Origin of the sequence: Methylobacterium sp. AMS5, from assembly GCF_001542815.1 — a bacterium.
Lineage (GTDB): Bacteria > Pseudomonadota > Alphaproteobacteria > Rhizobiales > Beijerinckiaceae > Methylobacterium.
The window spans coordinates 5,413,515-5,435,450 of sequence record NZ_CP006992.1 but is presented as its reverse complement, the minus strand read 5'-3'; the positions used below and the strand labels follow the sequence as shown (position 1 = coordinate 5,435,450).

At 64.8% G+C, this 21,936-nt stretch carries 18 protein-coding genes and 1 tRNA gene; 9 read left to right on the top strand and 10 right to left on the bottom strand.

Features of this window, described 5'->3' with window-relative positions; genetic code table 11:
- Positions 1–101: 101 nt before the first annotated feature.
- Positions 102–368 carry a 30S ribosomal protein S20 gene (gene rpsT, locus Y590_RS24200; protein WP_056197115.1) on the bottom strand — a complete coding sequence of 89 codons (267 nt, stop codon included), beginning with the start codon at positions 366–368 and terminating at the stop codon, positions 102–104.
- Between the two features lie 282 nt (positions 369–650).
- Here rpsT and Y590_RS24195 point away from each other — a divergent pair.
- Positions 651–725: transfer RNA gene (locus Y590_RS24195), tRNA-Thr, on the top strand.
- 302 nt (positions 726–1,027) lie between these two features.
- On the opposite strand, the gene Y590_RS26725 is transcribed toward Y590_RS24195, so the two are convergent.
- Positions 1,028–1,465 carry a hypothetical protein gene (locus Y590_RS26725; protein ID WP_144440050.1) on the bottom strand — a complete coding sequence of 146 codons (438 nt, stop codon included), beginning with the start codon at positions 1,463–1,465 and terminating at the stop codon, positions 1,028–1,030.
- Between the two features lie 52 nt (positions 1,466–1,517).
- On the opposite strand from Y590_RS26725, the gene Y590_RS24190 reads away from it, so the two are divergent.
- Positions 1,518–2,582 (top strand): hypothetical protein, encoded by a 1,065-nt coding sequence (locus Y590_RS24190; RefSeq protein WP_060772087.1) that lies wholly within the window; start codon positions 1,518–1,520, stop codon positions 2,580–2,582.
- 45 nt (positions 2,583–2,627) lie between these two features.
- A complete protein-coding gene (locus tag Y590_RS24185) occupies positions 2,628–3,731 on the top strand; it encodes a TAXI family TRAP transporter solute-binding subunit (RefSeq protein ID WP_060772086.1) in 1,104 nt (367 codons plus the stop codon).
- Between the two features lie 192 nt (positions 3,732–3,923).
- Here Y590_RS24185 and Y590_RS26100 read toward each other — a convergent pair whose 3' ends face one another.
- Entirely contained in the window at positions 3,924–4,517 is a 594-nt protein-coding gene (locus Y590_RS26100; protein WP_083530953.1) for a PAS domain-containing protein, read from the bottom strand.
- Positions 4,518–6,100: 1,583 nt separating this feature from the next.
- Here Y590_RS26100 and Y590_RS24175 point away from each other — a divergent pair.
- Positions 6,101–8,023 (top strand): LuxR C-terminal-related transcriptional regulator, encoded by a 1,923-nt coding sequence (locus Y590_RS24175; RefSeq protein WP_060772084.1) that lies wholly within the window; start codon positions 6,101–6,103, stop codon positions 8,021–8,023.
- Positions 8,024–8,059: 36 nt separating this feature from the next.
- On the opposite strand, the gene Y590_RS24170 is transcribed toward Y590_RS24175, so the two are convergent.
- Positions 8,060–8,932: a Crp/Fnr family transcriptional regulator gene (locus Y590_RS24170; RefSeq protein WP_060772083.1), complete on the bottom strand. Its 873-nt coding sequence runs from the start codon at positions 8,930–8,932 to the stop codon at positions 8,060–8,062.
- Between the two features lie 354 nt (positions 8,933–9,286).
- On the opposite strand from Y590_RS24170, the gene Y590_RS24165 reads away from it, so the two are divergent.
- The 3 genes from Y590_RS24165 to Y590_RS24155 are packed head-to-tail and all read left to right on the top strand — an operon-like array spanning position 9,287 to position 12,677.
- A complete protein-coding gene (locus Y590_RS24165; protein ID WP_060772082.1) occupies positions 9,287–11,185 on the top strand; it encodes a sensor histidine kinase in 1,899 nt (632 codons plus the stop codon).
- 2 nt (positions 11,186–11,187) lie between these two features.
- Complete coding sequence (locus tag Y590_RS24160; RefSeq protein ID WP_060772081.1) at positions 11,188–11,634, top strand: response regulator; 447 nt, start codon at positions 11,188–11,190, stop codon at positions 11,632–11,634.
- Positions 11,631–12,677 carry a response regulator gene (locus Y590_RS24155; protein WP_060772080.1) on the top strand — a complete coding sequence of 349 codons (1,047 nt, stop codon included), beginning with the start codon at positions 11,631–11,633 and terminating at the stop codon, positions 12,675–12,677. Before Y590_RS24160 ends, Y590_RS24155 begins: the two co-directional genes overlap by 4 nt.
- Before the next feature lie 220 nt (positions 12,678–12,897).
- Here the strand turns inward: Y590_RS24155 and Y590_RS24150 are convergent, their stop codons facing one another.
- Positions 12,898–13,164: a hypothetical protein gene (locus Y590_RS24150; RefSeq protein WP_060772079.1), complete on the bottom strand. Its 267-nt coding sequence runs from the start codon at positions 13,162–13,164 to the stop codon at positions 12,898–12,900.
- A 745-nt stretch (positions 13,165–13,909) separates the two neighbouring features.
- On the opposite strand from Y590_RS24150, the gene Y590_RS24145 reads away from it, so the two are divergent.
- A complete protein-coding gene (locus Y590_RS24145; RefSeq protein ID WP_060772078.1) occupies positions 13,910–14,656 on the top strand; it encodes a sigma-70 family RNA polymerase sigma factor in 747 nt (248 codons plus the stop codon).
- A 97-nt stretch (positions 14,657–14,753) separates the two neighbouring features.
- On the opposite strand, the gene Y590_RS24140 is transcribed toward Y590_RS24145, so the two are convergent.
- From Y590_RS24140 to ilvN, 4 genes are all read right to left on the bottom strand, one after another.
- Positions 14,754–15,593 (bottom strand): class II glutamine amidotransferase, encoded by an 840-nt coding sequence (locus tag Y590_RS24140; RefSeq protein ID WP_060772077.1) that lies wholly within the window; start codon positions 15,591–15,593, stop codon positions 14,754–14,756.
- A 139-nt stretch (positions 15,594–15,732) separates the two neighbouring features.
- The gene (locus Y590_RS24135; protein WP_060772076.1) at positions 15,733–17,502 is read right to left on the bottom strand and encodes an N-acetylglutaminylglutamine amidotransferase; all 1,770 of its coding nucleotides are present in this window, start codon (positions 17,500–17,502) and stop codon (positions 15,733–15,735) included.
- Between the two features lie 223 nt (positions 17,503–17,725).
- Entirely contained in the window at positions 17,726–18,370 is a 645-nt protein-coding gene (locus Y590_RS24130) for a glutathione S-transferase family protein (protein WP_060772075.1), read from the bottom strand.
- 62 nt (positions 18,371–18,432) lie between these two features.
- Complete coding sequence (gene ilvN / locus Y590_RS24125) at positions 18,433–18,975, bottom strand: acetolactate synthase small subunit (RefSeq protein WP_060772074.1); 543 nt, start codon at positions 18,973–18,975, stop codon at positions 18,433–18,435.
- 106 nt (positions 18,976–19,081) lie between these two features.
- Between ilvN and Y590_RS24120 the strand changes: the two genes are divergently transcribed.
- The gene (locus Y590_RS24120) at positions 19,082–19,993 is read left to right on the top strand and encodes a methyltransferase domain-containing protein (RefSeq protein ID WP_060772073.1); all 912 of its coding nucleotides are present in this window, start codon (positions 19,082–19,084) and stop codon (positions 19,991–19,993) included.
- Between the two features lie 60 nt (positions 19,994–20,053).
- On the opposite strand, the gene Y590_RS24115 is transcribed toward Y590_RS24120, so the two are convergent.
- The gene (locus Y590_RS24115) at positions 20,054–21,829 is read right to left on the bottom strand and encodes an acetolactate synthase 3 large subunit (RefSeq protein ID WP_060772444.1); all 1,776 of its coding nucleotides are present in this window, start codon (positions 21,827–21,829) and stop codon (positions 20,054–20,056) included.
- Positions 21,830–21,936 lie beyond the last annotated feature (107 nt).

Below are 21,936 nucleotides of genomic sequence, written 5' to 3'. Positions count from 1 at the left end.
GAAAAAAGCCCGGCCTATGCGGCCGGGCTGAATGCATCATCATATCGAGCGGGGATCCCTGAAGCCTTCCAGTCGGAAGGCCGGGAGCCGTCGCAGCCCGATCAGGCCGCGATGGCCTTCACACGGGCGGCCAAGCGGGACACCTTCCGCGAAGCGTTGTTCTTATGAACGATGCCGTTCTGGGCAGCGCGCATGATCTCCGGCTCGGCGGCGCGGAGGGCGGTGAGGGCTTGGCCCTGATCGCCGGTCGCAATCGCCTCCTCGACCTTGCGGACGAAGGTACGCATCCGCGAACGGCGCGAGCGGTTGATCGCCGTACGCTTGGCGATCTTGCGGGTCATCTTCTTGGCCGACACGGTGTTGGCCATGGGGCATCCTCGTCTGGTCTTGGCGGCAAGAACTCGGCCCGGAGCATCCGGTGTCGGTCAGCGCAGCCTGATGATAAGCAAAGGCGAAAAGACCGGGCGCAATGCTGCGGCCGGACGTGGTGGCTGCTCTATAGCGACACCCCCATGGTCCGTCAACAAATCGTCACGCCATCGCTCGATCTCGCAGCTCATGCATTTTGTGCGACGGAAGAGCGTTGCCAAGCGAAATTCGATCGGCTAATGCCCCTCCAGTCCGGCGGCGGCACCGCCCCCCGGCACCGCGCTGCGGTAGCTCAGTGGTAGAGCACCTCATTGGTAATGAGGAGGTCGAGAGTTCAATCCTCTCTCGCAGCACCATTCTTCTCAATGACATGGCTGTCGTTTTGTGGAGCGTTCCGAGGTTCGCTGGAACCTGAGCGCCCAGCTCTGAGCTTGTGCCCGGGCTCACGATATACCCGAATTCCCCACCGTCGGCGAACTTTCGAGACCAAGGCCGTCACCGATGAGCCGGTGAACGCGGCGGCCGGCTCGGCTTCGCCCGCGGGCCCGGCTTGGATGAGGCGACCGTGCGGGAGATCCCACGAGGCGGTCGGACGCGAGGCTGCGGCCGCCAGAACAGGTGATGAGGACCGGTGGATCGCGATGATCGGGCGGGGCGGCTACGAGCGACCGACGTCGCGCTGCGTGGCTTGAAAGTCTTCGCGCAGAGGTCCCAGCCTGGCGCCGATGAAGGTGCGGGCAATCCAGATGGCCCTTGCTGCGGAAATGACGGCGGACGAAGCGGAGCGGAACGACCGCATGGCCGACGCGCTGAAGCGGATGGTCGCGGCAGCGCACTCAACCTGAAACGAAAAAGCCCGCGCGGCCAAGCCGGGCCGGGCAAGTTCATCGTGGAAGCCTACTTGATTACCCCCGAAGGGCGCAAAGGTGCGAACGGGCAGTGGGGCAACCGCCAGCGACCATGAACAGGACCAGATTCCGGCGTCATCACGAAAGCTTGCGCTGGCTTCGCTCGAAATACGGCCGTGTTCGTCGCAATTGTTTGCGCGGCACAGGCAAATACCAACCAAAATTAATTGACGCAATCGATGAAGCACTATATCCGATACACCATTCTAGCGGAAACGCGCCTGACAAGGACTGCATCCGATGGAACCACATCGCACAAATATGTCCAGTTACATACTAGCTATGACAGCACTCGTTTCGATAGTCTGTCCTAAGCTTCCGGCATTTGGGCAAGTTGCGGACAGTCAGCCTCCTACCGATGTCGCAGCGCCCGGCAGCAGAAGCGATGCAGATCCCGGGCAGAGCAAGACGTCTGACCTCTTCTTTGCTACACACGATGTCTCCGGAAAGCTCGGCACCCCTCTCCCGCTGGAAATAAAGCTTGTCCGCACAGGCGGTGTCTCTATCGAATCCATCCTCCTGCTAGGCCTGCCGCAAGGTGTGACGATCAGCGACTCGACCAACACTTTCTCGCCATCAGACGAAAAAAGGGACGTAGACATCAGAGCGTGGGATCTGCCGAACATCAAAATCACGCAGACCGACGAACGCGAGAGCCGCTTCTCGCTCGCCGTTGCGGCGATCTGGACTGCGGAGACCGGTGGGCAGGTGGATGTCGCGACGAGCCTTCTCAACGTCAGTTTCCGCCGCGACGGTCCTGATCGTGCCATTGCCGCCGGCAACGAACCGCGCAACCCGGAGAAGCCTGCAGCTGCAATCCGCGGAACGCTGTTGCCCCCTCAGGTCATCGCCAGCGCTGCAGCTCCCGATGCATCGGCCACGGCCGAGGGCGTCGTGGTGCCGTCGCCCCGTCGCGCACCTCTCACGGACACAGCGGGAATCGACCGTCCGGCATCGCCCGCCGTCTCTGAGAGAACGCCGGCCGCCGAGGGCGAGGCTGCGCGGCTCAAACGTCCCGTAGAGACAGCACCTTCGACGCTCCAGATGGACCGGCTGGTAGAGCGAGCCAGAGGCCTGATACGGCTCGGCGATATCAGCGGTGCCCGACTTCTGTTGGAGCGCGCACAGGCGCGCAACGCATCGAATGCGACCTTCCTGCTGGCACAGACCTGGGATGTGGAAATGCTGCGGCGCTGGAACGTGCGCGGCCTTCGGGCCGATCCGGATCTCGCCAGAAGCCTGTACGCAAAGGCCGCAGCTCAAAACCAGACGGATGAGCAGCTGCTTGCCGCGACAGGCCGCTGACAACACCCCTTGAAGAAAGTCCGACGATCACCGAAGGACACGCACATGTCGAGGCTCGCCCTGTACGCCGCCTTTCTCGGCATCGCCTTGATGGCGAACGTCCCTGTCGCGGGAGCCCCAGGCGCCGCACCGGTCGAGGCCGCCCCCGCAACGGAAGCTGCCCTTGGCGAGCGCATGAACGCCAACACCGTCACGGTGGTGACCGGCACGCCCGGTGGAACCTACTTCCGCGTCGGCGCCGAGCTCGCCTTCGTGCTGGATGACGGCGATAAGCTGCGGATCTTGCCGATGCTTGGTAAGGGAGCAGGCGAGAACGCCTATGACATCCGGTTTCTGAAGGGCGTTGATCTGGGTTTCGTTCGCACCGATACGCTGCAACAGCTGCGGCAGGACAATCGCCTAAAAAACATTGATCGGCAAATACAATACATTTCCAAGCTGTTCGACGACGAGTTGCATGTCATCGCCCCTAATTCGGTTCGGACAATGAGCGACCTCGCCGGCAAGCGGGTCAGCTTCGACGTCAAGGGCAGCGGAACCGACTACAGCGGCCGGGCCATGTTCCGCGAACTCGGTGTCGTTGTGGAGGGGATCAACGTCGATCAGCCCACCGCCCTCGAGATGCTGCGCAACGGAGAGATCGAGGCTGTCGTGTCGGTGGCGGCTAAGCCGGTGGCATTCATTGCGAGTTTCGATCCGGGCGAACGCTTCCACTTCGTGGCGGTGCCCTACCCGGACACGATGAACGAAGCCTATGTCCCCGCGACCCTGACACGGACTGATTATCCGAAGTTTGTCGGCGGAGAGGCGGTGGAGACCGTCGCGGTTGGCACCGTCCTCGGGGTCTACAACAGCCCGAAGGGATCAGCGCGCTATGAGAAGCTCGTCCGCTTCGTCGAGGCCTTCTTCGGCCAGTTCGACAAATTTTTGGCTCCGCAGCGGCATCCGAAATGGCGGGAGGTCAACTTCGCGGCCTCGGTCAAGGGGTGGACGCGCTTCCGGCCGGCGCAGGAATGGCTCGACCGCCACAAGGAGCAGGAGGCCGTTGCCCAGCCGGACCTTGACCGGTTCTTCCAGTCACAGCCCGAGCGACCGGCGGGAAAGGAGGAGATCTATCAAGCCTATCTGAAGTGGCGGCAAGCACGGTAACCACCTCGACGACTTCAAAACTCAGCATTCCGGCACATACATATTGCTGTATTATACCCCTGACTTGAGGAGGCGAGCAAATGTTATCGCGTTGAATCGCTAGCCCTCGACCCTCACGTTGTCAAAAGGCGGCTCAGCGCAGAGGCGGTCCATCACTTTGGTCAGAAGACGACAGCCAGAAGTCAAAAAAGTTTAGCAACGGCTTCGTTTGGCCAGTGCACGCCCGACGGCCCAAAGTAGACCATCGATGGCGGAGCGCAGAGCTGTCTTCTCGTGCCCTGCAACGTCATCAACAGCACGGCGCGCTTTGAGAGCATAGGTCGCAATCTGATCGAGCGGCGCTTCGTTCTTGTTTGGTGAGACGAAAAGCGCGCGGTCCTCCACCTGCCCGTTCAGTTTACCTTCAGTGATATCAACGACGATGCCGCGCCCGAGAACTTTTCCGGTTCGGGGATTGCGCTTGTAGTGCCCCCGCGCCAACACCCAGCGAACGCCACGATCGGCTGAGCGCACGCGATACTCGACAACGAACAATCCGCCATGCTCGCAAACACGATCAATGTTGGCGAAAAACTCGTTCTGATCGGCAGGAAGAATTGCTTTCGTGTAAGCTGCCAGAGGCAATCCTATTGCGGCTTGGACCGGATCGAGACCGAACAACGCAGCGGTAATGGAATCAGCAACGGTGCGATCGTTTGCAAAATCCGTTTCCCAGATACCGACTTGAGACGCAATCAAGGCATCCGGCAGAAATCCGAGCCAGTATCGCTTTGTATCATACGGCATACTCTGACACCCAAGCGATGCTAAATTATGTCGACGGCTAAAGGAAAAACATCCGTCAAATTCCGTACCGTACGCTCTGGGGGCGAGGGAAATTCTAAGGGCATGAGCAAAGGTTCTCCCCCGCGCTGTAATCAGCTGACTTCCATGACAGATTCGATGCGCCTGCAAAAAACTCGTAGATGCGCTTGGCGTTCCAGCAACTGCGTTCGAGTTTTTGAAAGAGTTTCGGCACCTCACTGTAGATGCGGACGGCAATCGCTGGTTGTTGATACTCGACATGAAGGGCAAACCGGTCGTACGCCGGATCGGAGCAGATGGCGATCAGAATACGATGGAGGAAAGAGTTTCGGTATTTCTGCGACGCAATAGAAGAAGTCCCTTGCGTGATGCACTCGCCGCTCTCATCGGCCAGCGCCTCTTGGTGATTTTTACCGATTGATACGACTGCTTCTCACCCTCAAGATATCTACGCATGCGGGCTTATCGAGCCGATTTTATGCCTCTCGCTTCGTTCGGACCGACCACCTCACCAAGCTCTGCGCGGGGTTCCGGGCCGCATATCTGGGTAGGGATTCGCGATTGTCTCGAACCGTGTCAGCATGATGAACGAGACGACGGCGCACATGGCCAGCCCGGGTTCGAACGACCTAATCGGGCGCAACATCCTCCAATCGATGACGTTTACGGCGCCGGACGTGTATGAGACGATGCAGGCGTTCCACGCCGGGACCGGTCGGCGTGACCTTGTAAGGCTACGCTACGTGGCTGGGTTCAAGCCGACCGTAGGCAGGAATCTCGGGATCCGGCACCGTGGTCAAGTGGAACACGGCCTTCTGGTGCTTCGTCTGGCTTTCGAACTTCTTGCGACCCGTTCGGCCGAGGTGCTCACGCACGCCCGTTGTGGAATTCATCGGTCACAGCGATAGCAGTTCCGCTCGGAAATCTCCGCCTCCCCCGCGCCGAGGCCAAGCTCTCATTCCGTGCGGGCCGAGCCTCGATCCAGTGCGATTTCAACATCAGCAGCCACGCGCTCGTCATCCGACCCGGCTGCATCCCGGCTCTCCGCTCAGACGGCTTGAGTGTCTCTCAAAAAACTCCCGCCGCGCTGTCATCGCCAGAGCGAGAACGCTCAGCGACCGGACGTTTTATGAGGCACGCTACACCCTTCGATCGACCCGGTTCGACTTATGCCCGCTTCGTCGGGGCGATCCGTTGGCACGATTTGCCGTGTGATGCGTTTTTGTCCAAATACGCTGGCAATTGGATTGCGACGGCCATTCCCATGAATGAAAACGCCTGCATTTTGGAAATATTCTAAATCTAACAAAGGCTGATTCATGCCATTGATTTATTCTAATGTACTTGAGTTTGAAATTTTATTTCATGATATCGGCAAGTTAGACATGATTAATTGCTATCAACAGATACGTTCCAGCCGTTTATCAGCAATGCGGTGAGGTTAGCGACGCACTTCCAGACGGGCCTCGTTGGATCGAGGCCGAGGCATCCTTCAGCCGCCCAAGTTTACGCATGTCTCGTTCGATATCGCATGCCGTGATGGGATCGGGGCAGGAGTTCACACAATGAACGCCTTCGTGACGGGTCTAGACGTAAACCCGGGCCGATCGGCCGATGTCTCTGCGGCGAAGCAGATTGCAGCGATCCCGACCATGCTCGAGATCATCTGTCGCTCCACGGGCCTGGGCTTTGCGGCTGTGGCGCAGGTGACGGACGAGACGTGGCTGGCTTGCTGGGTGAGGGATGACGCCGGTTTCGGCCTGCGGGCGGACGCCATGCTTCGCGCGGACTCGATGCCCTGCCGCGAGGTATGGCGGCATCGACGGCCGGTCGTCATCGACGATGCCGGAACGGAGACGGCGATGCACGGACTGTCGAGTTCAGGGCATCTCGGCTTTCGCAGCTACATTTCCTTTCCGATCACGATGCCGGATGGAGAGAGCTTCGGAACCCTGTGCGCCATGGGAAAGGAACCCGCCCATCTGGATCGCCCGGAGATCATGGGCTTGTTCCAGCAATTCTCCGAACTCATCGAACTTCTCCTCGCCGCGCAGCGGCAGCCCCCTGCCGCCATCCGCCCTCAGCCTGAGGAGGCGGGGTTCGCATCTTGGGAGCGGAACGAGCCGTTGAGGGCTCTGATCGAGCATCTGCCGGTTGGCGCTGGGCTGTTCGGGTCGGACGGTCAGGCCCTCGTCGCAAATGCCATCCTGCAGCCTCTTCTGACACAGGGCCGCGTGCCCGGTGCCGATCCCGACGCCGATCCGCATTGGACCGGCTATGCGGCAAACGGCACCGTCCTCGATCCGCACGACCATCCGTTTGCACGGGCCTTGCGTGGCGATCGTGTCCCGGGCACGCGCTTCCATTACCGCGGGGATGACGGAACCGGGCGTTGGACTCGGATCAGCGGGGTGCCTCTGCAGGGGACAACCGATAACGCACGCACCCGGAACGGAAAGGATTCGGCCATACTCCTCTTTGTCGAGGAGGAGGAGGCCCGTCGCGTAAGCGAAGAGCGCTTCCGGCGATTTGCCGAACATTCGACCAACGTCTTGTGGCTCGCCGACTTGGAGAGCCGCCGACTGACTTACCTCTGCCGTGCCCTCCGACACGTCTGGGGCGTCACGCCGGAGCGGCTACCCTCGCTCGACCGCTTGCTTGAAACGATCCATCCGGACGACCGTGACCGCGTAGACCGCACGCTCGAACGGACCGGGGATGGTGAGGTCGTCGTGTTGGAGTACCGCATCCTGCGCCCGTCGGACGGCACCGTGAGGCGGATCCGCGACACGGTCTTTCCGATCACCGGCGAGGATGGCCGCGTCCGCCAACTCGGCGGCATCGCCGAAGATGTGACCGAACGCACTGGCGCACGAATCTACCTCGTGGATGAGGATGCGCCCGCGCGACGGGCGCTGTTCGGGCTGTTGCAACTCGCGGGCTACGAGGTGCAGGTCTTCGCGAAGGCCGCAGCGCTGGCAGAGGTCGCAAGCTCCCTGCAGCCGGGTTGCGTCATTCTCGACATCGAGACCGCCGGACCGGAGAGCCTCACGGTGGCGAAAGCACTCAAGGCCGGCCGGCTCGCCCTGCCCGTGCTCGTCATCGGGCGCAGCCAGGGCGATGTCGGCCTCGGTGTGCGCGCGATGAAGGCCGGCGCCGTCGATTACCTTGAAAAGCCGTGCGAGCCGGCGGAGCTGCTCACCGCCGTCTCGGCCGCTTTGGCCGAGCTGCGTACCGACACCGAGCGCAGCCACGCACATGACGACGCCAAGCTTCGCATCGCGGCCCTTTCACCCCGGGAACGGGAAGTGTTGGAGGGGTTGCTGGCAGGCGGCACGAACAAGTCGATCGGCGTAGCACTCGGCCTCAGTCCACGGACCGTCGAGATCCACCGAGCCCGTGTCATGGAGGCGCTCGGGGCGCGCACCCTGCCGGAAGCAGTGCTGACGGCGGCCAGAGCAGGGGTGCAACCAGCCGCCATTCCCTGAGGGACGAGGGGCGGCGGCTTGAGGGGGGATGCGTCGTCAGGCGGTGAGTTTGTCGATGGCCGAGGGCCGCAGCGGAACGGCGGCAGGCGCCAGATAGGACGCATCGTACTCGGCCAGCAGCCTGAGCCCCTCGGGCTTCAAGATCGTGAGCCTGCGGCCGGAAAGCTCGATCAGGCCATCGCGACGCAGCTTCTGCAGGACGCGATTGATGTGAACGCACGACATGCCGAGCGTGTCGGCAAGATCGGCCTGTGTGATGGGAAAGCCGTACTGGTTAGCGGGAGCGAGACCGGCAGTCCGCAGGCGCAGCAGCATCTCGCACAGGAAGTGCGCCAGCCGTTCGGGGCCGGATCGGGACCCGAGATTGGTGATCCATTCGCGCAGGGTCGCCGCTTCGGTCAGCCGAACCATCTGCAGGGCGCGGGCGATCCGCGGACGCCGCCGGATGAGATTTTCGTAGTCGGCCCGCGGAATGAAAGCGAGCTGGCAAGCGGTCAGCGTTCCAATCGCGCAGTCGAGCGGCAGGCGGAAATCGAGATCGAGCTCGAACAGGTCCCCCGGAAGAAGGTAGGCCGTGATCTGCCGGCGCCCGTTTGTAAGGAACTTGTAGCGGCAGGCGAAGCCGTCGAGCACCAGGATGGCGCTCTCCGGGACGTCGGACTGGTGCAGAAGCGGCGTCTGCGCCGCATAGCGGCGGCCGTTCGCGGCCCATTCTTCCAGTTCCCGCAAATCACCGGGGGTAAGATCCGCGTAGGCCGCAAGCTTGCGCGCCAAGGGATCACGCAACGGCTGCTCCATCCGCGCGCTCTCGAGCGTCGCCGAGAGGACGGATTCGAAGGCTTGAGACGCGATGGTCCCGACCTCGTCGAGTGGTGCTCGACCGGATCCGGCCACGAGCGGCGAGGTCATGAGGCAATCCGATCGCTTCCGCCGCATCTGTTTGTGGTACTCAGCCATACGGGTCCGCCACCTATGCGACATCTCGCGCCGGGCCGCATCTGTTTCACACCTAAGGTAGTTCCCTTATCGGGCGGGTTGCAGGCCTTTTCCGATCCGAAACGCTCCGATCACATTTCATGGCACCGACGGGGGGTACGATCTCAGTGGCGGGCCGCGATAGCGTCAAACGCGCCAGCAATGTAACTTAAGCAGGTCTCGGGCAGTCGTGCCGCGCCCGGCTCGCGTCGTCGCGGTTCTTGGAGCCGACCCGACGGCGCTCGTGGCGCAAGAATGTATCGACAGCCCCTGAGATTCGGCACGACGATGGTTTCCACCGGCTACAATCCGGCTCTCGTGGCGCTGTCCCTCGCCATCGCCGTACTCTCCTCCTACGCGGCGCTCGATCTCGGCGGCCGCGTGCGTGCCGCCGCATCCGGACTGGGCTGGGCTTGGCTTCTCGGCGCCGCCTTGGCGATGGGGGGCGGCATCTGGTCGATGCATTTCGTCGGGATGCTGGCCTTCGAGATGGGCCTGCCCGCAGCCTACGACCTCGGCCACACCCTTCTGTCCCTGCTCATTGCCGTCGGAGTGACCGGCGCGGCCCTGGCCTGGGTCGGCCGTCGGCGGGCCGGCCGCTTGGACGTCCTCGTCGCCGGCCCCGTGATGGGGATCGGCGTGGCGGCGATGCACTATACCGGGATGGCCGCGATGCGGATTCCCGGCCATCTCGCCTACAGCGTGCCGGTCGTCGCGCTCTCGGTTGGGATCGCCGTCACCGCGGCGACCATCGCCCTGTGGTTGACCTTTCGACCCACGAGCGTCTGGCAGCGCTTCGCCGCCGCCCTGATCATGGGCGTTGCGGTGGCCGGGATGCACTACACCGGCATGGCAGCCGCGACCATCACCGCGGAGGAGGCCGGCGCCCATTCCGCTCACGTCGCCGCGACGAGCGTGGATCAGCAGAATCTCGCCCTCTACGTCGCCGGCGTGACGTTCGTGATCCTGTTCCTCGCGATGCTCGCCTCCGCGTTCGATCAGCAGCGGATCCAGGGTGAGTTGCGGGCGAGCGAAGAGCGTTTCCGGGCCGCCGTACGAGCCGTGCGCGGCGTGCTGTGGACCAATGACCCGGAGGGGCGGATGGCGGGCGAACAGCCCGGCTGGGCGGCCCTGACAGGGCAAACCCGCGCCGAGTACGAGGGCTTCGGCTGGGCCGACGCCGTGCATCCGGAAGACCGGCAAGCGAGCGTCGAGGCTTGGAACGCGACCGTCGCCGCCCGCAGCACCTTCCTGCACGAGCATCGGGTGCGCGCCCGGGATGGCCTGTGGCGACACTTTGCGATCCGCGCGATCCCCGTGCTCGACGCGCACGGCGCCATCCGCGAATGGGTCGGCGTCCATACCGACATCACCGAGCAGCGCGAGGCCGAGGCCGAATTGCGGGAGTCGAACGAGGAGATCCAGCGCTACGCCTACATCGTCAGCCACGACCTGCGCGCGCCGCTCGTCAACGTCATGGGGTTCACGAGCGAGTTGGAGGCGGTGCGCCAGGAATTGCGCACGGTACTGCGCGACCATCCCCAGGGCGCGCGAATCGATGAGGACATCACCGAGGCGCTGAGCTTCATCCAGGCGGCGATCGTCAAGATGGAGCGGTTGATCGCCGCCATCCTGAAGCTCTCACGAGAGGGCCGCCGCCGGTTCAGTCCGGAGCCGCTCGCGATGACATCCGTGATCCGCGGGATCGCCGACGCGCAGCGTCATCAGGCCGGGCGCAAGGGCGTGAAGGTGACGGTGGCAGACGATCTTCCCTCGATCGTCGCCGACCGGCTGGCTGTGGAACAGGTCTTCGGCAACCTGATCGACAACGCGCTCAAATATCTCGATCCGGCCCGCCCCGGAACGATCGAGGTCACGGCCCGGCCTGCGCCCGGCAACCGGATCCGTTTTGAGGTCTCCGACACCGGGCGAGGTATCGCGCCGCAGGATCATGGCCGCATCTTCGAGCTGTTCCGGCGATCCGGCACGCAGGATCAGCCGGGTGAGGGGATCGGGCTCGCCAGCGTGAAAGCCTTGGTGCGCGCGCTCGGCGGCCGGATCGAGGTTTCGTCGCAGCCCGGTGTCGGCACAACCTTTATCGTGACGCTGCCGCGCGAGCCGGTTACAGGCCGAGGCGGGGCCGCGACATCCCGTCCTCCCGATACGATGACCCTAGCCGCGGAGTAGCGATGCAGACCCCTTTTCATACCGTCAGCATCGTGATGATCGAGGACGATGAGGGCCACGCCCGGCTGATCGAGCGCAACATCCGGCGTGCGGGGGTCAACAACGAGATTCTGCCGTTTCGCGACGGGACCTCGGCACTCGAATTCCTGTTCGGGCCCGACGGCACCGGCGACGTGAGCGCGCGGCGCCACCTCCTGATCCTGCTCGATCTCAACCTGCCGGACATGACCGGCATCGACATCCTGGAGCGGATCAAGGCCAATCCGCACACCAAGCGCTCACCGGTCGTCGTCCTCACGACCACCGACGACAGCCGTGAGATCCAGCGCTGCTACGATCTCGGGGCGAACGTCTACATCACCAAACCCGTGAACTACGAGGGCTTCTCCAACGCCATCCGTCAGCTCGGGCTGTTCTTCTCGGTCATTCAGGTTCCCGAGAACTCATGAGCGACACGCCCGCCGCTTCCTGCCGCATCCTCTATATCGACGACGATCCCGGCCTCGGACGCCTCGTGCAGCGCTCGCTCCAGGCCCGGGGGCACCATGTCGAGCTGGCAGTGAGCGGCACGGACGGGCTGGCGCGGGCGCAGGCCGGCGAGATCGACCTCATCGCCCTCGATCATCACATGCCGGACCGGACCGGGCTCGAATTGCTGCCGCTGCTCCGAGCCCTGCCGGACGCGCCGCCGGTGATCTACGTGACCGGCTCCGAGGACAGCCGGGTTGCGGTGGCGGCCCTCAAAGCGGGCGCGGTCGATTACGTCTGGAAGGACGTGCAGGGCCAGTTCCGGGAATTGCTCGGCGAGGCGGTCGATACCGCTCTGCGTCAGGAGGCTCTGCGGCGCGACAAGGAGCGGGCGGAAGCCGCCGTCCGCGAGGCACGCGACCGGGCCGAGTTGCTGCTGCGCGAGGTGAACCACCGGGTTGCCAACTCCCTGACCCTCGTCGCGGCGCTCGCTCGGATGCAGACCAACGCGGTGGCGGACCCGGCGGCCAAGGAGGCGTTGGAAGAGATGCAGGCCCGCATCTCGGCCATCGCCGGCATCCACCGCCGGCTCTACACGTCGGAGGACGTCGAGGCCGTGGAAATCGATGCCTACTTGACCGGGCTCGTCGAGGAGTTGCAACTCGCGATGAAGGCGTCGGGGCGCGACCATGCCATCCGCCTGCACGCGGAGCCGGTCCGGCTGGCCACCGACAAAGCGGTCTCGCTCGGCGTCGTCGTCACCGAACTCGTCACCAACGCCTATAAGTATGCCTATCCCGCCGAGACACAGGGCGAGATCCGCGTCCAGGTGATGCGCGAGAGCCCCGACACGCTCTCGCTCACCGTCGAGGATGATGGGATCGGCTGGACAGGGGAGGGGGACGCGAAGGGCACCGGCCTCGGTTCGCGCATCATCCGGGCCATGGCCTCCAACCTGCGCTCTGTACTGACCTACGTTCCCGGCCCGAGCGGAACCCGCGCCGTCCTGTCGTTTCAAGCCTGACGCCGGGTCATCCCTCAGGAAGCGGCATCCGAAGCGCACCTTTGCGGGGCATTTTCTCGACTGAATGGGTGAACCGCGTCAGGCGAAGCCGGTCACCCGCGCAACAGTTCTCCTGCCCCTTTCTCCGAGACTTCGACCCGCCCGGCTCGGCCGGCGCGGGCTATTTTTGGAGTTATCGCCATCTGAAAAGAAGAGTTCGGCTTCGGGGAAACTCGGCCGTTCAGAATCGGCGGCAGCGGACCGCATCGTCGGCGGGCGAGGCGAGTACGACCTGCCCGCCCGCCGCCTTGCAGGTCGAGCGGAACGATCGCTCGGAGCGATGGAAGCCCCAGATGGCGACCATCGGTGCGACCATGATGAACACGGTCATTCCCATGATGAAGGCAGGAAACCAGTCCGGCATCCGCGGAGGCGATGGCGGCTCCGGCCGGATCGGCGGCATCGGTGCCAGGAAGGCCAGGAGCGGGAGCACGTCCAAGACGCTCATGGTTCGGGCTCATTCGCTGGGGTGGCTCAGGCCGTGGGAGCGCCACGGTTGCCGGATGGATCGAGATTAACCAGCCGCAGCCGCGTTGGATCATCGTGAAACGCAACCTGGGCGAAGCGTCGCAGCGGCGACCCGGAATGGCGGTTGCCGCCCGCCCGCTCTTCACCCGCTCGGCATCGAGGGGAGACCCAGGCCCGCGCAACAGGTGCCGGAGAGCCGACATTGCGTTGTTGGCGTCGTCGGCCGGCTTCCCCGGGACCGATGTCAGCAGGCCGCTACGGGTCATGTCGTCGGTGGCGGGGAACGACGGCAGCACGGCGTAGCTGTTCAGGCCCGGCCTCCCCGGCGTCGGTTCGGCCGCCTCCAGCACATCTGTCGGGCGCCGGCCTGATGCCGGATCGTAGCGCAGGGACGTCGCGGCCACGGAAATCACGATGACCCGAAGTGGCCGAGCCATTACGACGCACGATCCCCTTCAAGACGCAGTCGCGAAACGGCACAAAGCCTTCCTTGTTCGCCGCCGCTCGTTCGGTGCGACTGGAAAAATGAGAACGTGAGGCTGGTTTTCACACGGGGTCGACCTCGAACGCCGTTGGATCTGGAACGCCCTTCGACTTCTCTGTAGGCCGATACGCTCTTTCGAGCCCTGATAATCTATGTTGGCGCAGGGGACGGCAAATCGCGAGACAAGTCCGCCGTTGTGGCACGAACCCGTGTGCGCGTCCGTGACCAGCCAAAGGCCCTGATGCCAAAGACTGCCTTCGACGACCTCGCCTCGCCCCTCGACGATGAGGTGCCGACGCTCCCTGCTGCCGTTCAGCAACGCCTTGGGGCGCTTCTTGCCGATGCCTATGCGCAGATGCCGGGTAATTCGGGGGTCGAAAGCAGTCGCTTCGACGCCTTGCTGGCCAGGCTGGAGACCGTCCTCGTCGCCCAGGAAGGGAAGGACGAGGAAGCGTTCCGGGCCTCCATCATCGAGATGACGCCGCGCCTCTACAACTTCGCCATGTCGCTGACGAAGAACCCGTCGGCCGCCGACGACCTCGTGCAGGACACGTTCCTGCGGGCGTGGCGCAGCCGCGCGCGCTTCACCGTCGGCACCAATCTCGGCGCGTGGCTGTTCACGATCATGCGCAACGCCTTCTACTCGCGCCACCGCAAAGAGGTGCGCGAGGTCGCCGACAGCGACGGCGATTACGCCGAGCGCCTCGCCACGGCACCCGAGCAATCGGGCCATGTCGATCTGATGGACGCGCAGACCGCGCTCGCCAAGCTTCCCCTGCCGATGCGGCAGGCCTTGATCCTCGTGGCAATCGAGAACCTCAGCTACGAGGAGGCGGCCACCGTCATGAATTGCCGCATCGGCACGGTGAAGAGCCGAGTCTGGCGTGCCCGGGAGCAGCTCGCGCAGATCCTCGGCTACAGCGCCGCCGATGTCGGCTCCGACAGCATGACGCTGTCCGCTGTCAGCGGCTCGACTTGGATGGCCTGAAGCATCGTCCTTTTCCGAAAGCCGGCAACCACTTTCAGGATGATACTCTGGCCCCGCAGGGTCGAAGGCGCCAGGTGCGGCCCGGCGCCGAGGTCGTTCACGCGCTCATCTGCATTTGCAGTTGCGGCAGTTGGGACGTCCGGGCGAGACCGAACTCCTTCAGCGATACGACCTCGACCAGCGCGTCCTTGCGGGCGATCACGACGCTGTTGTCCGGCACCGGGGTCCAGGTCGCGTGCTCCTTGTCCAAGGGCTCCGAGACCACCACGACGCCATCCGCCGACTGGCGGTAATACATGCTGTTGGCCGCATCGTTGGCGGCGTAGCGGAAGGCGTAGAGGTCGCATCCATCGGCGAGCGCCGCAGTGAAGCGGAATGGGTGACCACCCTCGATGCCGCCGACCAGCTCCGTCACCGCGGCGAGCGCCCGCGTCGTGGCGGTGATCGGATCGCGCTCCACTTCCGAGGCCATCAAACCCTGGCCGAGGATCGCCAGGAACAGCGCCTCGGAATCGGTCGTGCCGTTGCGCGAGGGATAGAGTTCATCGGGAATCAGGGCCTCGATCGGCCGGCGCAGCCGCGCCCAGTCGCCGATATAGCCGTTATGCATGAACAGCCACGGCCCGCAGGCGAAGGGGTGGCAGTTCGGCCGGGTGATCGGCGTGCCGGTGGCCGCCCGCACATGGGCGAAGAACAGGTGCGAGTGCAGATGGCGGCAGATGTAGCGCAGGTTCTCGTCGGACCACGCCGGCTGCACCTCGCGGAAGCGGCCGGGTTCGGGATGGTCGCCGTACCAGCCGAGGCCGAAGCCGTCGCCGTTGGTGCTCGCGGTCGATTCGAGCGCCTTGATGCTTTGCGAGACCAGCGAATGCGCCGGCTCGGTCACGTAATGCTCGAGCGGGATCGTGCGGCCTCGATAGGCGATCCAGCGACACATCGTTTGGGGTCTCCCGCAGCGTTCCAGCGCAGTGCGCATCGGCCAAGATCGTGGAGAATCCACGTCACCTTGAGCGATGCCGCCCGCGCCGGGCGAATTTCGGCACGGCGGTTCATGCGTGCAACGCAGAAGCGGCGGATCAGATGCCGTGCGATTGCAGCCACGCTTCGAGCAGCGCGACCTGCCAGAGCTTGGAATTGCCCTTCGGCGTCAGCGTCCCGTCGGGATCGGCGAGCAGGTGATCGACGTAAGCCCTGTTGAAGATACCGCGCTCGCGGGCGGCCGGACGGTCGAGAACGTCGCGCACGAACTCCAAGAACGGCCCACGGATGTGCTTGAGGGCCGGGACCGGGAAATAGCCCTTCGGCCGGTCGATCACCTCCGCCGGGACCACGGCGCGGGCAGCTTCCTTGAGGATGTACTTGCCCCCGTCGCGCACCTTCAATTCGGCGGGGATGCGGGCGGCGAGTTCGACCAGTTCGTGATCGAGGAAGGGGACGCGCGCCTCAAGCCCACAGGCCATGGTCATGTTGTCGACCCGCTTGACCGGATCGTCCACGAGCATGATCCGCTGATCGAGGTCGAGGGTCTTGTCGATGGCGCTCGCGCTCTGCGAGTCGGCGAAGAAGCGGGCAAGGAAATCGCGGCTGTAATCCTCGTCCACGAAGTCGGGTGTGAGCGCCTCGCGCATTTCCGCGTGGTCGCGGTCGAAATAGGCGCTCGCGTAATCCAACGTCGGATCAGTCGATCCCATCAGCTTGGGATACCAGTGGTAGCCGCCGAACACCTCGTCTGCGCCCTGACCGCTCTGGATCACCTTCACATGCTTGGCGACCTCCTGCGAGAGCAGAAGGAAGGCCACCGCGTCGTGGCTCATCTGCGGCTCGGCCATGGCATGGATCGCCGCCGGCAGGGCCTCCAGCGTGCGCGAGCCGTCCACGACGAGCTTGGCGTGGTCGGTCTCGAACCGCTCGGCGATGATGTCGGAGTACTTGAACTCGTCGCCCTCGACGCCGTTCACCGCATCGAAGCCGACCGAAAAGGTCTTGAGGCCGCTCTGACCGCTCTTGGCCAGAAGCGCGACGATCACCGAGGAATCGAGACCGCCCGACAACAGCACGCCGGTCGGCACGTCGGCGATCTGACGGCGCGCGACCGCCGTGGTAAGCGAGTCGAGCACCGCCGCACGCCAATCCGCCTCGGTTCTGTGGCGGTCCTCCTCGCGCGGACCGACCACGAGCGACCAGTAGGTCTCTTCGCGGCGCGAGCCATCGGGCTCGAACGTCAGGGTCGTGGCCGGGTGGACCTTCCGCACGCCCTTGAGGATCGTCAGCGGTGCCGGCACGCCCGCGTGCCAGCTCATGTAGTGGTGAAGCGCCACCTTATCGATCGTGGTGTCGACATCGCCTGCTGCGAGCAGGGCCGGAAGCGAGGAGGCAAAACGGAAGCACTTGCCGGTCTCTGCGTAATACAGCGGCTTGATGCCGAGCCGGTCGCGGGCGAGCGTGACCCGGCCCGAATCGCGTTCGTGAACAGCGAAGACGAACATGCCGAGGAAACGCTTCACGCAATCCCGGCCCCAGGCGTGGAACGCCTTGAGCACCACCTCGGTATCGCTGGTCGAGAAGAAGCGGTAGCCCTTGGCGACGAGCTCCTCGCGCAGGTCCTTGTAGTTGTAGATGCAGCCGTTGAAGACGATCGAGAGCCCGAGTTCGGCATCGACCATCGGCTGCTGGCCGGCTTCCGATAGGTCGATGATCTTCAGACGGCAGTGGCCGAACACGACACCGCCCTGGCCATGGATCCCGCCGGCATCAGGACCACGGGGGCGGAGAACCTCCATCATGGCCCGCACGGCGTTCGGATCGGCCGTACCGCCGAAATTGATCTCTCCGCAGATCCCGCACATCGCCGCCAGCCGCCCTCGTCTCGTCTTCGGTCGTTGAATCTAAGCGGCAGAACGGAGGCGCGCCCGGCGCGTTCCATGCCGCCCGCGAAACCGCCACCTTCGTTCGATTCCACACGATGAGGTCGCTGCCGCTGTCGCGGCCAAGCGATTCCCGCGCCAAGTGCGGCGACCTCGAAGATGGCCCACCAACGACGGGATGACGGTTTGACCGCGTGCCAAGGTCTCAGGCCGGCAGCGCCAGCCCCTCGCGGGCGAAGACGGCACGCACCGCAGCCCGTTCGGCCATGCGGCGGGCATGCGCCGTCCAGGCCGGAAAGAGCGCAGGCATATCGAAGCCGATCGTGGGGCCGCGGGCCCAGACCCAGAACACCATGAGGTAGGCATCGACGACGCTGTAGCGCTCGCCGAGCGCCCAGCCGCCGTTGGAAAGCCGCACCTCGGTCATGGTGCAGAGATCGCCGAAGGTGTCGGCCCCCTTCGCCCGGATCTCCGGGAAGGCGGCCTCGTCGGCACTGTAGCGCTCGGGCCGGCGGACATGGGCATAGGCGATGTGATGCCCGGTCGAGAGCCAGGCCATCCACTCGTCGGCCGACGCCTGCCCACGCAGATCCTCCGGCAGCAAGCCGGCCTCCGGATGGGAGCGGGCGAGGTGGCGCAGGATCGCGGCGTTCTCGGTGAGCACCCAGCCCTCCTCATAGAGGGCCGGTACGCGTCCGCGCTCGTTGACTGCGAGGTATTCCGGCGCTCTCTGGTCGCCCTTGGCGAGGTCGAGGCGAATGGTCTCGTAGGGGGCGCCGATCTCCTCCAGCACGATGTGGGAGGCGAGCGAGCAGGCGCCGGGGGCATAGTAGAGGGTGCGGGCGGTCATGGACTTCTTATCGCTGCGGACGACGCCTCCCAAAGAATAGCGCCGTCCGCGAGAACGCCCAGCTACAGCGGCTCCGCGCCACGCCCCATCGCGGCGATGCCGGTGCGGGAGATCTCCACGAGGCCGATCACGCTGAGCAGGCGGATGAAGCGGTCGATTTCCTCCGTCGAGCCGGTCAGCTCGAACACGAAGGAGTTCAGCGTGGCGTCGAGGGTGCGGGCGCCGAAGGCGGCGGCGAGGCGTAGGGCCTCGCTCCGGTGCTCGCCGGTGCCGGCCACCTTCACGAGGCACAGCTCGCGCTCCAGCGCTTGCCCCTGGAGCGTCAGATCGACGACGCGGTGCACCGGCACGAGGCGGTCGAGTTGCGCCTTGATCTGGTCGATCACGGCGTTGGTGCCGGTCGTGACGATGGTGATGCGGGAGAGGTGGCGCGCCTCTTCCGTCTCGGAGACCGTCAGGCTCTCGATGTTGTAGCCGCGGCCGGAGAACAGGCCGGCGATGCGGGCCAGCGCACCGGGCTCGTTGTCCACGACCACCGCGAGGGTATGGCGGTTGACGCTCTCGATCCGCGTGGGCTCGGGGTAATGGGTGTTCATCGCATTCATTTCGTCGCGTCCCTCAACTTGATCTTCGTACGATCTCGCCTGCGCCAACTCAGGTCGGCACTCCGGTGCTGGACCCGCCTGCCGATGGCATGATACCGGCCGCGCCATGGATCGGCGTCAGCGTGTTTTGAATCTCGTCCGGCCGCAGGGCCGAACCGGCGTCGAGCTCGGGCCCCTCTCGCGCCCGATCGTCCTCAAGAGCGACGGCAACGTCCTCTATGCCGACCACCTCTCGACCGAGGGGCTGCGCCACCAGTACCGCGACCACCCGACCCTCGGCCCCGCCGGCATCGAGGGGATCGTTCCCGTCGATGTCGTGCTCGGCGAAGGCGGGCTGCCGCGGGCGCTCGGCTCGCGCGGTCCGGTCGATTACATCGTCGCCTCGCACGTCGTCGAGCACGTTCCCGACTGCATCGGCTGGCTGCGGGAATGCGGCGACGCCTTGAACGAAGGCGGCGTGTTCTGCCTGATGGTGCCGGACAAGCGCTTCACCTTCGACCATTTCCGCACGCCGAGCAGCGTCGGCGCGCTCGTCGCAGCCCATCTGCTGCGGCTGCGCACGCCACCGCCCGAGGCCGTCTACGAACATTTCGCGAGGGCCAGCGAGATCGACGTGCTCGCGACGTGGCGCGGCAAGCCGGTACCGGACAGGCCGATCGTCGGCGGTCCGCCGGCGGCTCTCGATGCCACCGCGACCGCCATCGCCAGCGGAGTGCACATCGACGTCCACTGCACGGTGTTCACGCCGTACAGCTTCGCCCGCGCCCTCACAGAGCTCCTCGAACTCGACCTGCTCCCGTTCGAATGCGCGGCCCTGGAGCCGACCCGTCCGTGCGAGACCGAGTTCTTCGTGCTTCTGCGCAAGCGCAGCGACCTCACCGCCGCAGAGCGGGCCGCCACGGTGCCCCACCTGGACCCGAGCCGGCACGACGCCCTGCCGCCGCCCGCAGGTTGGCCGAAGCGAACCCGCGCGGCAGCGCGCCGATGGGTCAGGCGCCTCCGCGGAAAGAGGTCCTGACCGGTCGAGGCGGGCGACGCTGGGCATGGCGGTCCGGGCGTTCGCGCGATGCGGGGCCGATCAGACCAGCATCTTGCCCTCGGCCGAGATGACGTCGCCGATCTCCACCCCGGTCTCACCGAGATAGTCGGACAGCAGCATCTCGTTATGCGCCTTGCCCGACGGGATCATCGGGAAGCAGTTTTCCTTCTTGTCGACGATGCAGTCGAAGATCACCGGACCGTCGTAGTCCAGCATCTCCTGGATCGCCGCGTCGAGTTCACCGGGCTTCTCGCACCGGATCCCCTTGGCGCCGTAGGCCTCGGCCAGCTTCACGAAGTCGGGCAGGCTCTCCGAGTAGCTCTGCGAGTAGCGCGAGCCGTGCAGCAGCTCCTGCCACTGGCGCACCATGCCCATATACTCGTTGTTCAGGATGAAGATCTTGACCGGCAGCCGGTACTGCACCGCCGTCGACATCTCCTGCATGTTCATCAGGATCGAGGCCTCGCCCGCGATGTCGATGACGAGGCCGTCGGGGTTGGCGAGCTGCGTGCCGATCGCCGCCGGCAGGCCGTAGCCCATGGTGCCGAGGCCGCCCGAGGTCATCCAGCGGTTCGGCTCATCGAACTTGAAGTACTGCGCCGCCCACATCTGGTGCTGGCCGACCTCGGTCGTGACGAAGGTCTTGCGGTCCTTGCACGCCTCGTAGAGCCGCTGCACCGCGTATTGCGGCTTGATGATCGTGCCCGACGGCCAGTAGGCGAGGCAGTCGCGGGACTTCCAGCGGCTGATCTTGTTGAACCAGTCCTCCATCCGATGCTTGTCGGGCTGCTTGGGCAGGGCGCGCCACTGGGCGAGCATCTCCTCCAGCACCGCGGCGCAATCGCCGAGGATGCCGACATCGACCTTCACGACCTTGTTGATCGACGAGGCGTCGACATCGACGTGGATCTTCTTCGAGAACGGCGCGAAGGCGTCGAGGCGGCCGGTGATGCGGTCGTCGAAGCGCGCGCCGATGCAGATCATCACGTCGCAATCGTGCATCGCGAGATTGGCCTCGTAGGTGCCGTGCATGCCCAGCATTCCGAGGAACTTGTCGTCAGAAGCCGGGAAGGCACCGAGGCCCATCAGCGTGGACGTGACCGGGAAGCCGGTTTCGGCGACCAGCTCCCGCAGCAGACGCGAGGCTTCCGGGCCCGAATTGATCACGCCGCCGCCGGTATAGAAGACCGGGCGGCGCGCGCCCGCCATCAGCTCGACCGCTGCGCGGATCTTGTCGGGATCGCCCTTCACCGGCGGGTTGTAGGTCTTGTGGCCGTCCTGCGCCGGGCGGGAGTAGACCCCGCTCGCGAACTGGATATCCTTCGGCAGGTCGATGACGACCGGGCCGGGACGACCGTGGCTGGCGACGTAGAACGCCTCGTGCAGGATGCGCGGCAGGTCCTCGATCGATTTGACGAGGTAGTTGTGCTTCGTGCAGTGCCGGGTGATGCCGACCGTGTCACATTCCTGGAACGCGTCGGAACCGATCAGGTGCGTCGGAACCTGACCCGTCACCGCGACGAGCGGGATCGAGTCCAGCATCGCGTCGGTGAGGCCGGTGACGATATTGGTGGCCCCAGGGCCGGACGTGACGAGGACAACGCCGACCTTGCCCGACGAACGGGCATAGCCCTCGGCCGCGTGGACCGCGCCCTGCTCATGGCGCACCAGCACGTGCTGGATCTTGGTCTCGTCGAAGAGCGCGTCGTAGATCGGCAGCACCGCGCCGCCCGGATAGCCGAACAGGGTATCCACGCCCTGATCCTGGAACGCCCGGATGACCATCTGGGCCCCGGTCATGACCTCGCCGCTCATCGATTCCTCCATCAATCCGTTCTTCGTCTTCCGATCCGCATGCCGGCCCGCTGGATTTCGCGCAATAAAAAAGGGCCCCGAGGGACCCTGCATGCGCCACCGACCGG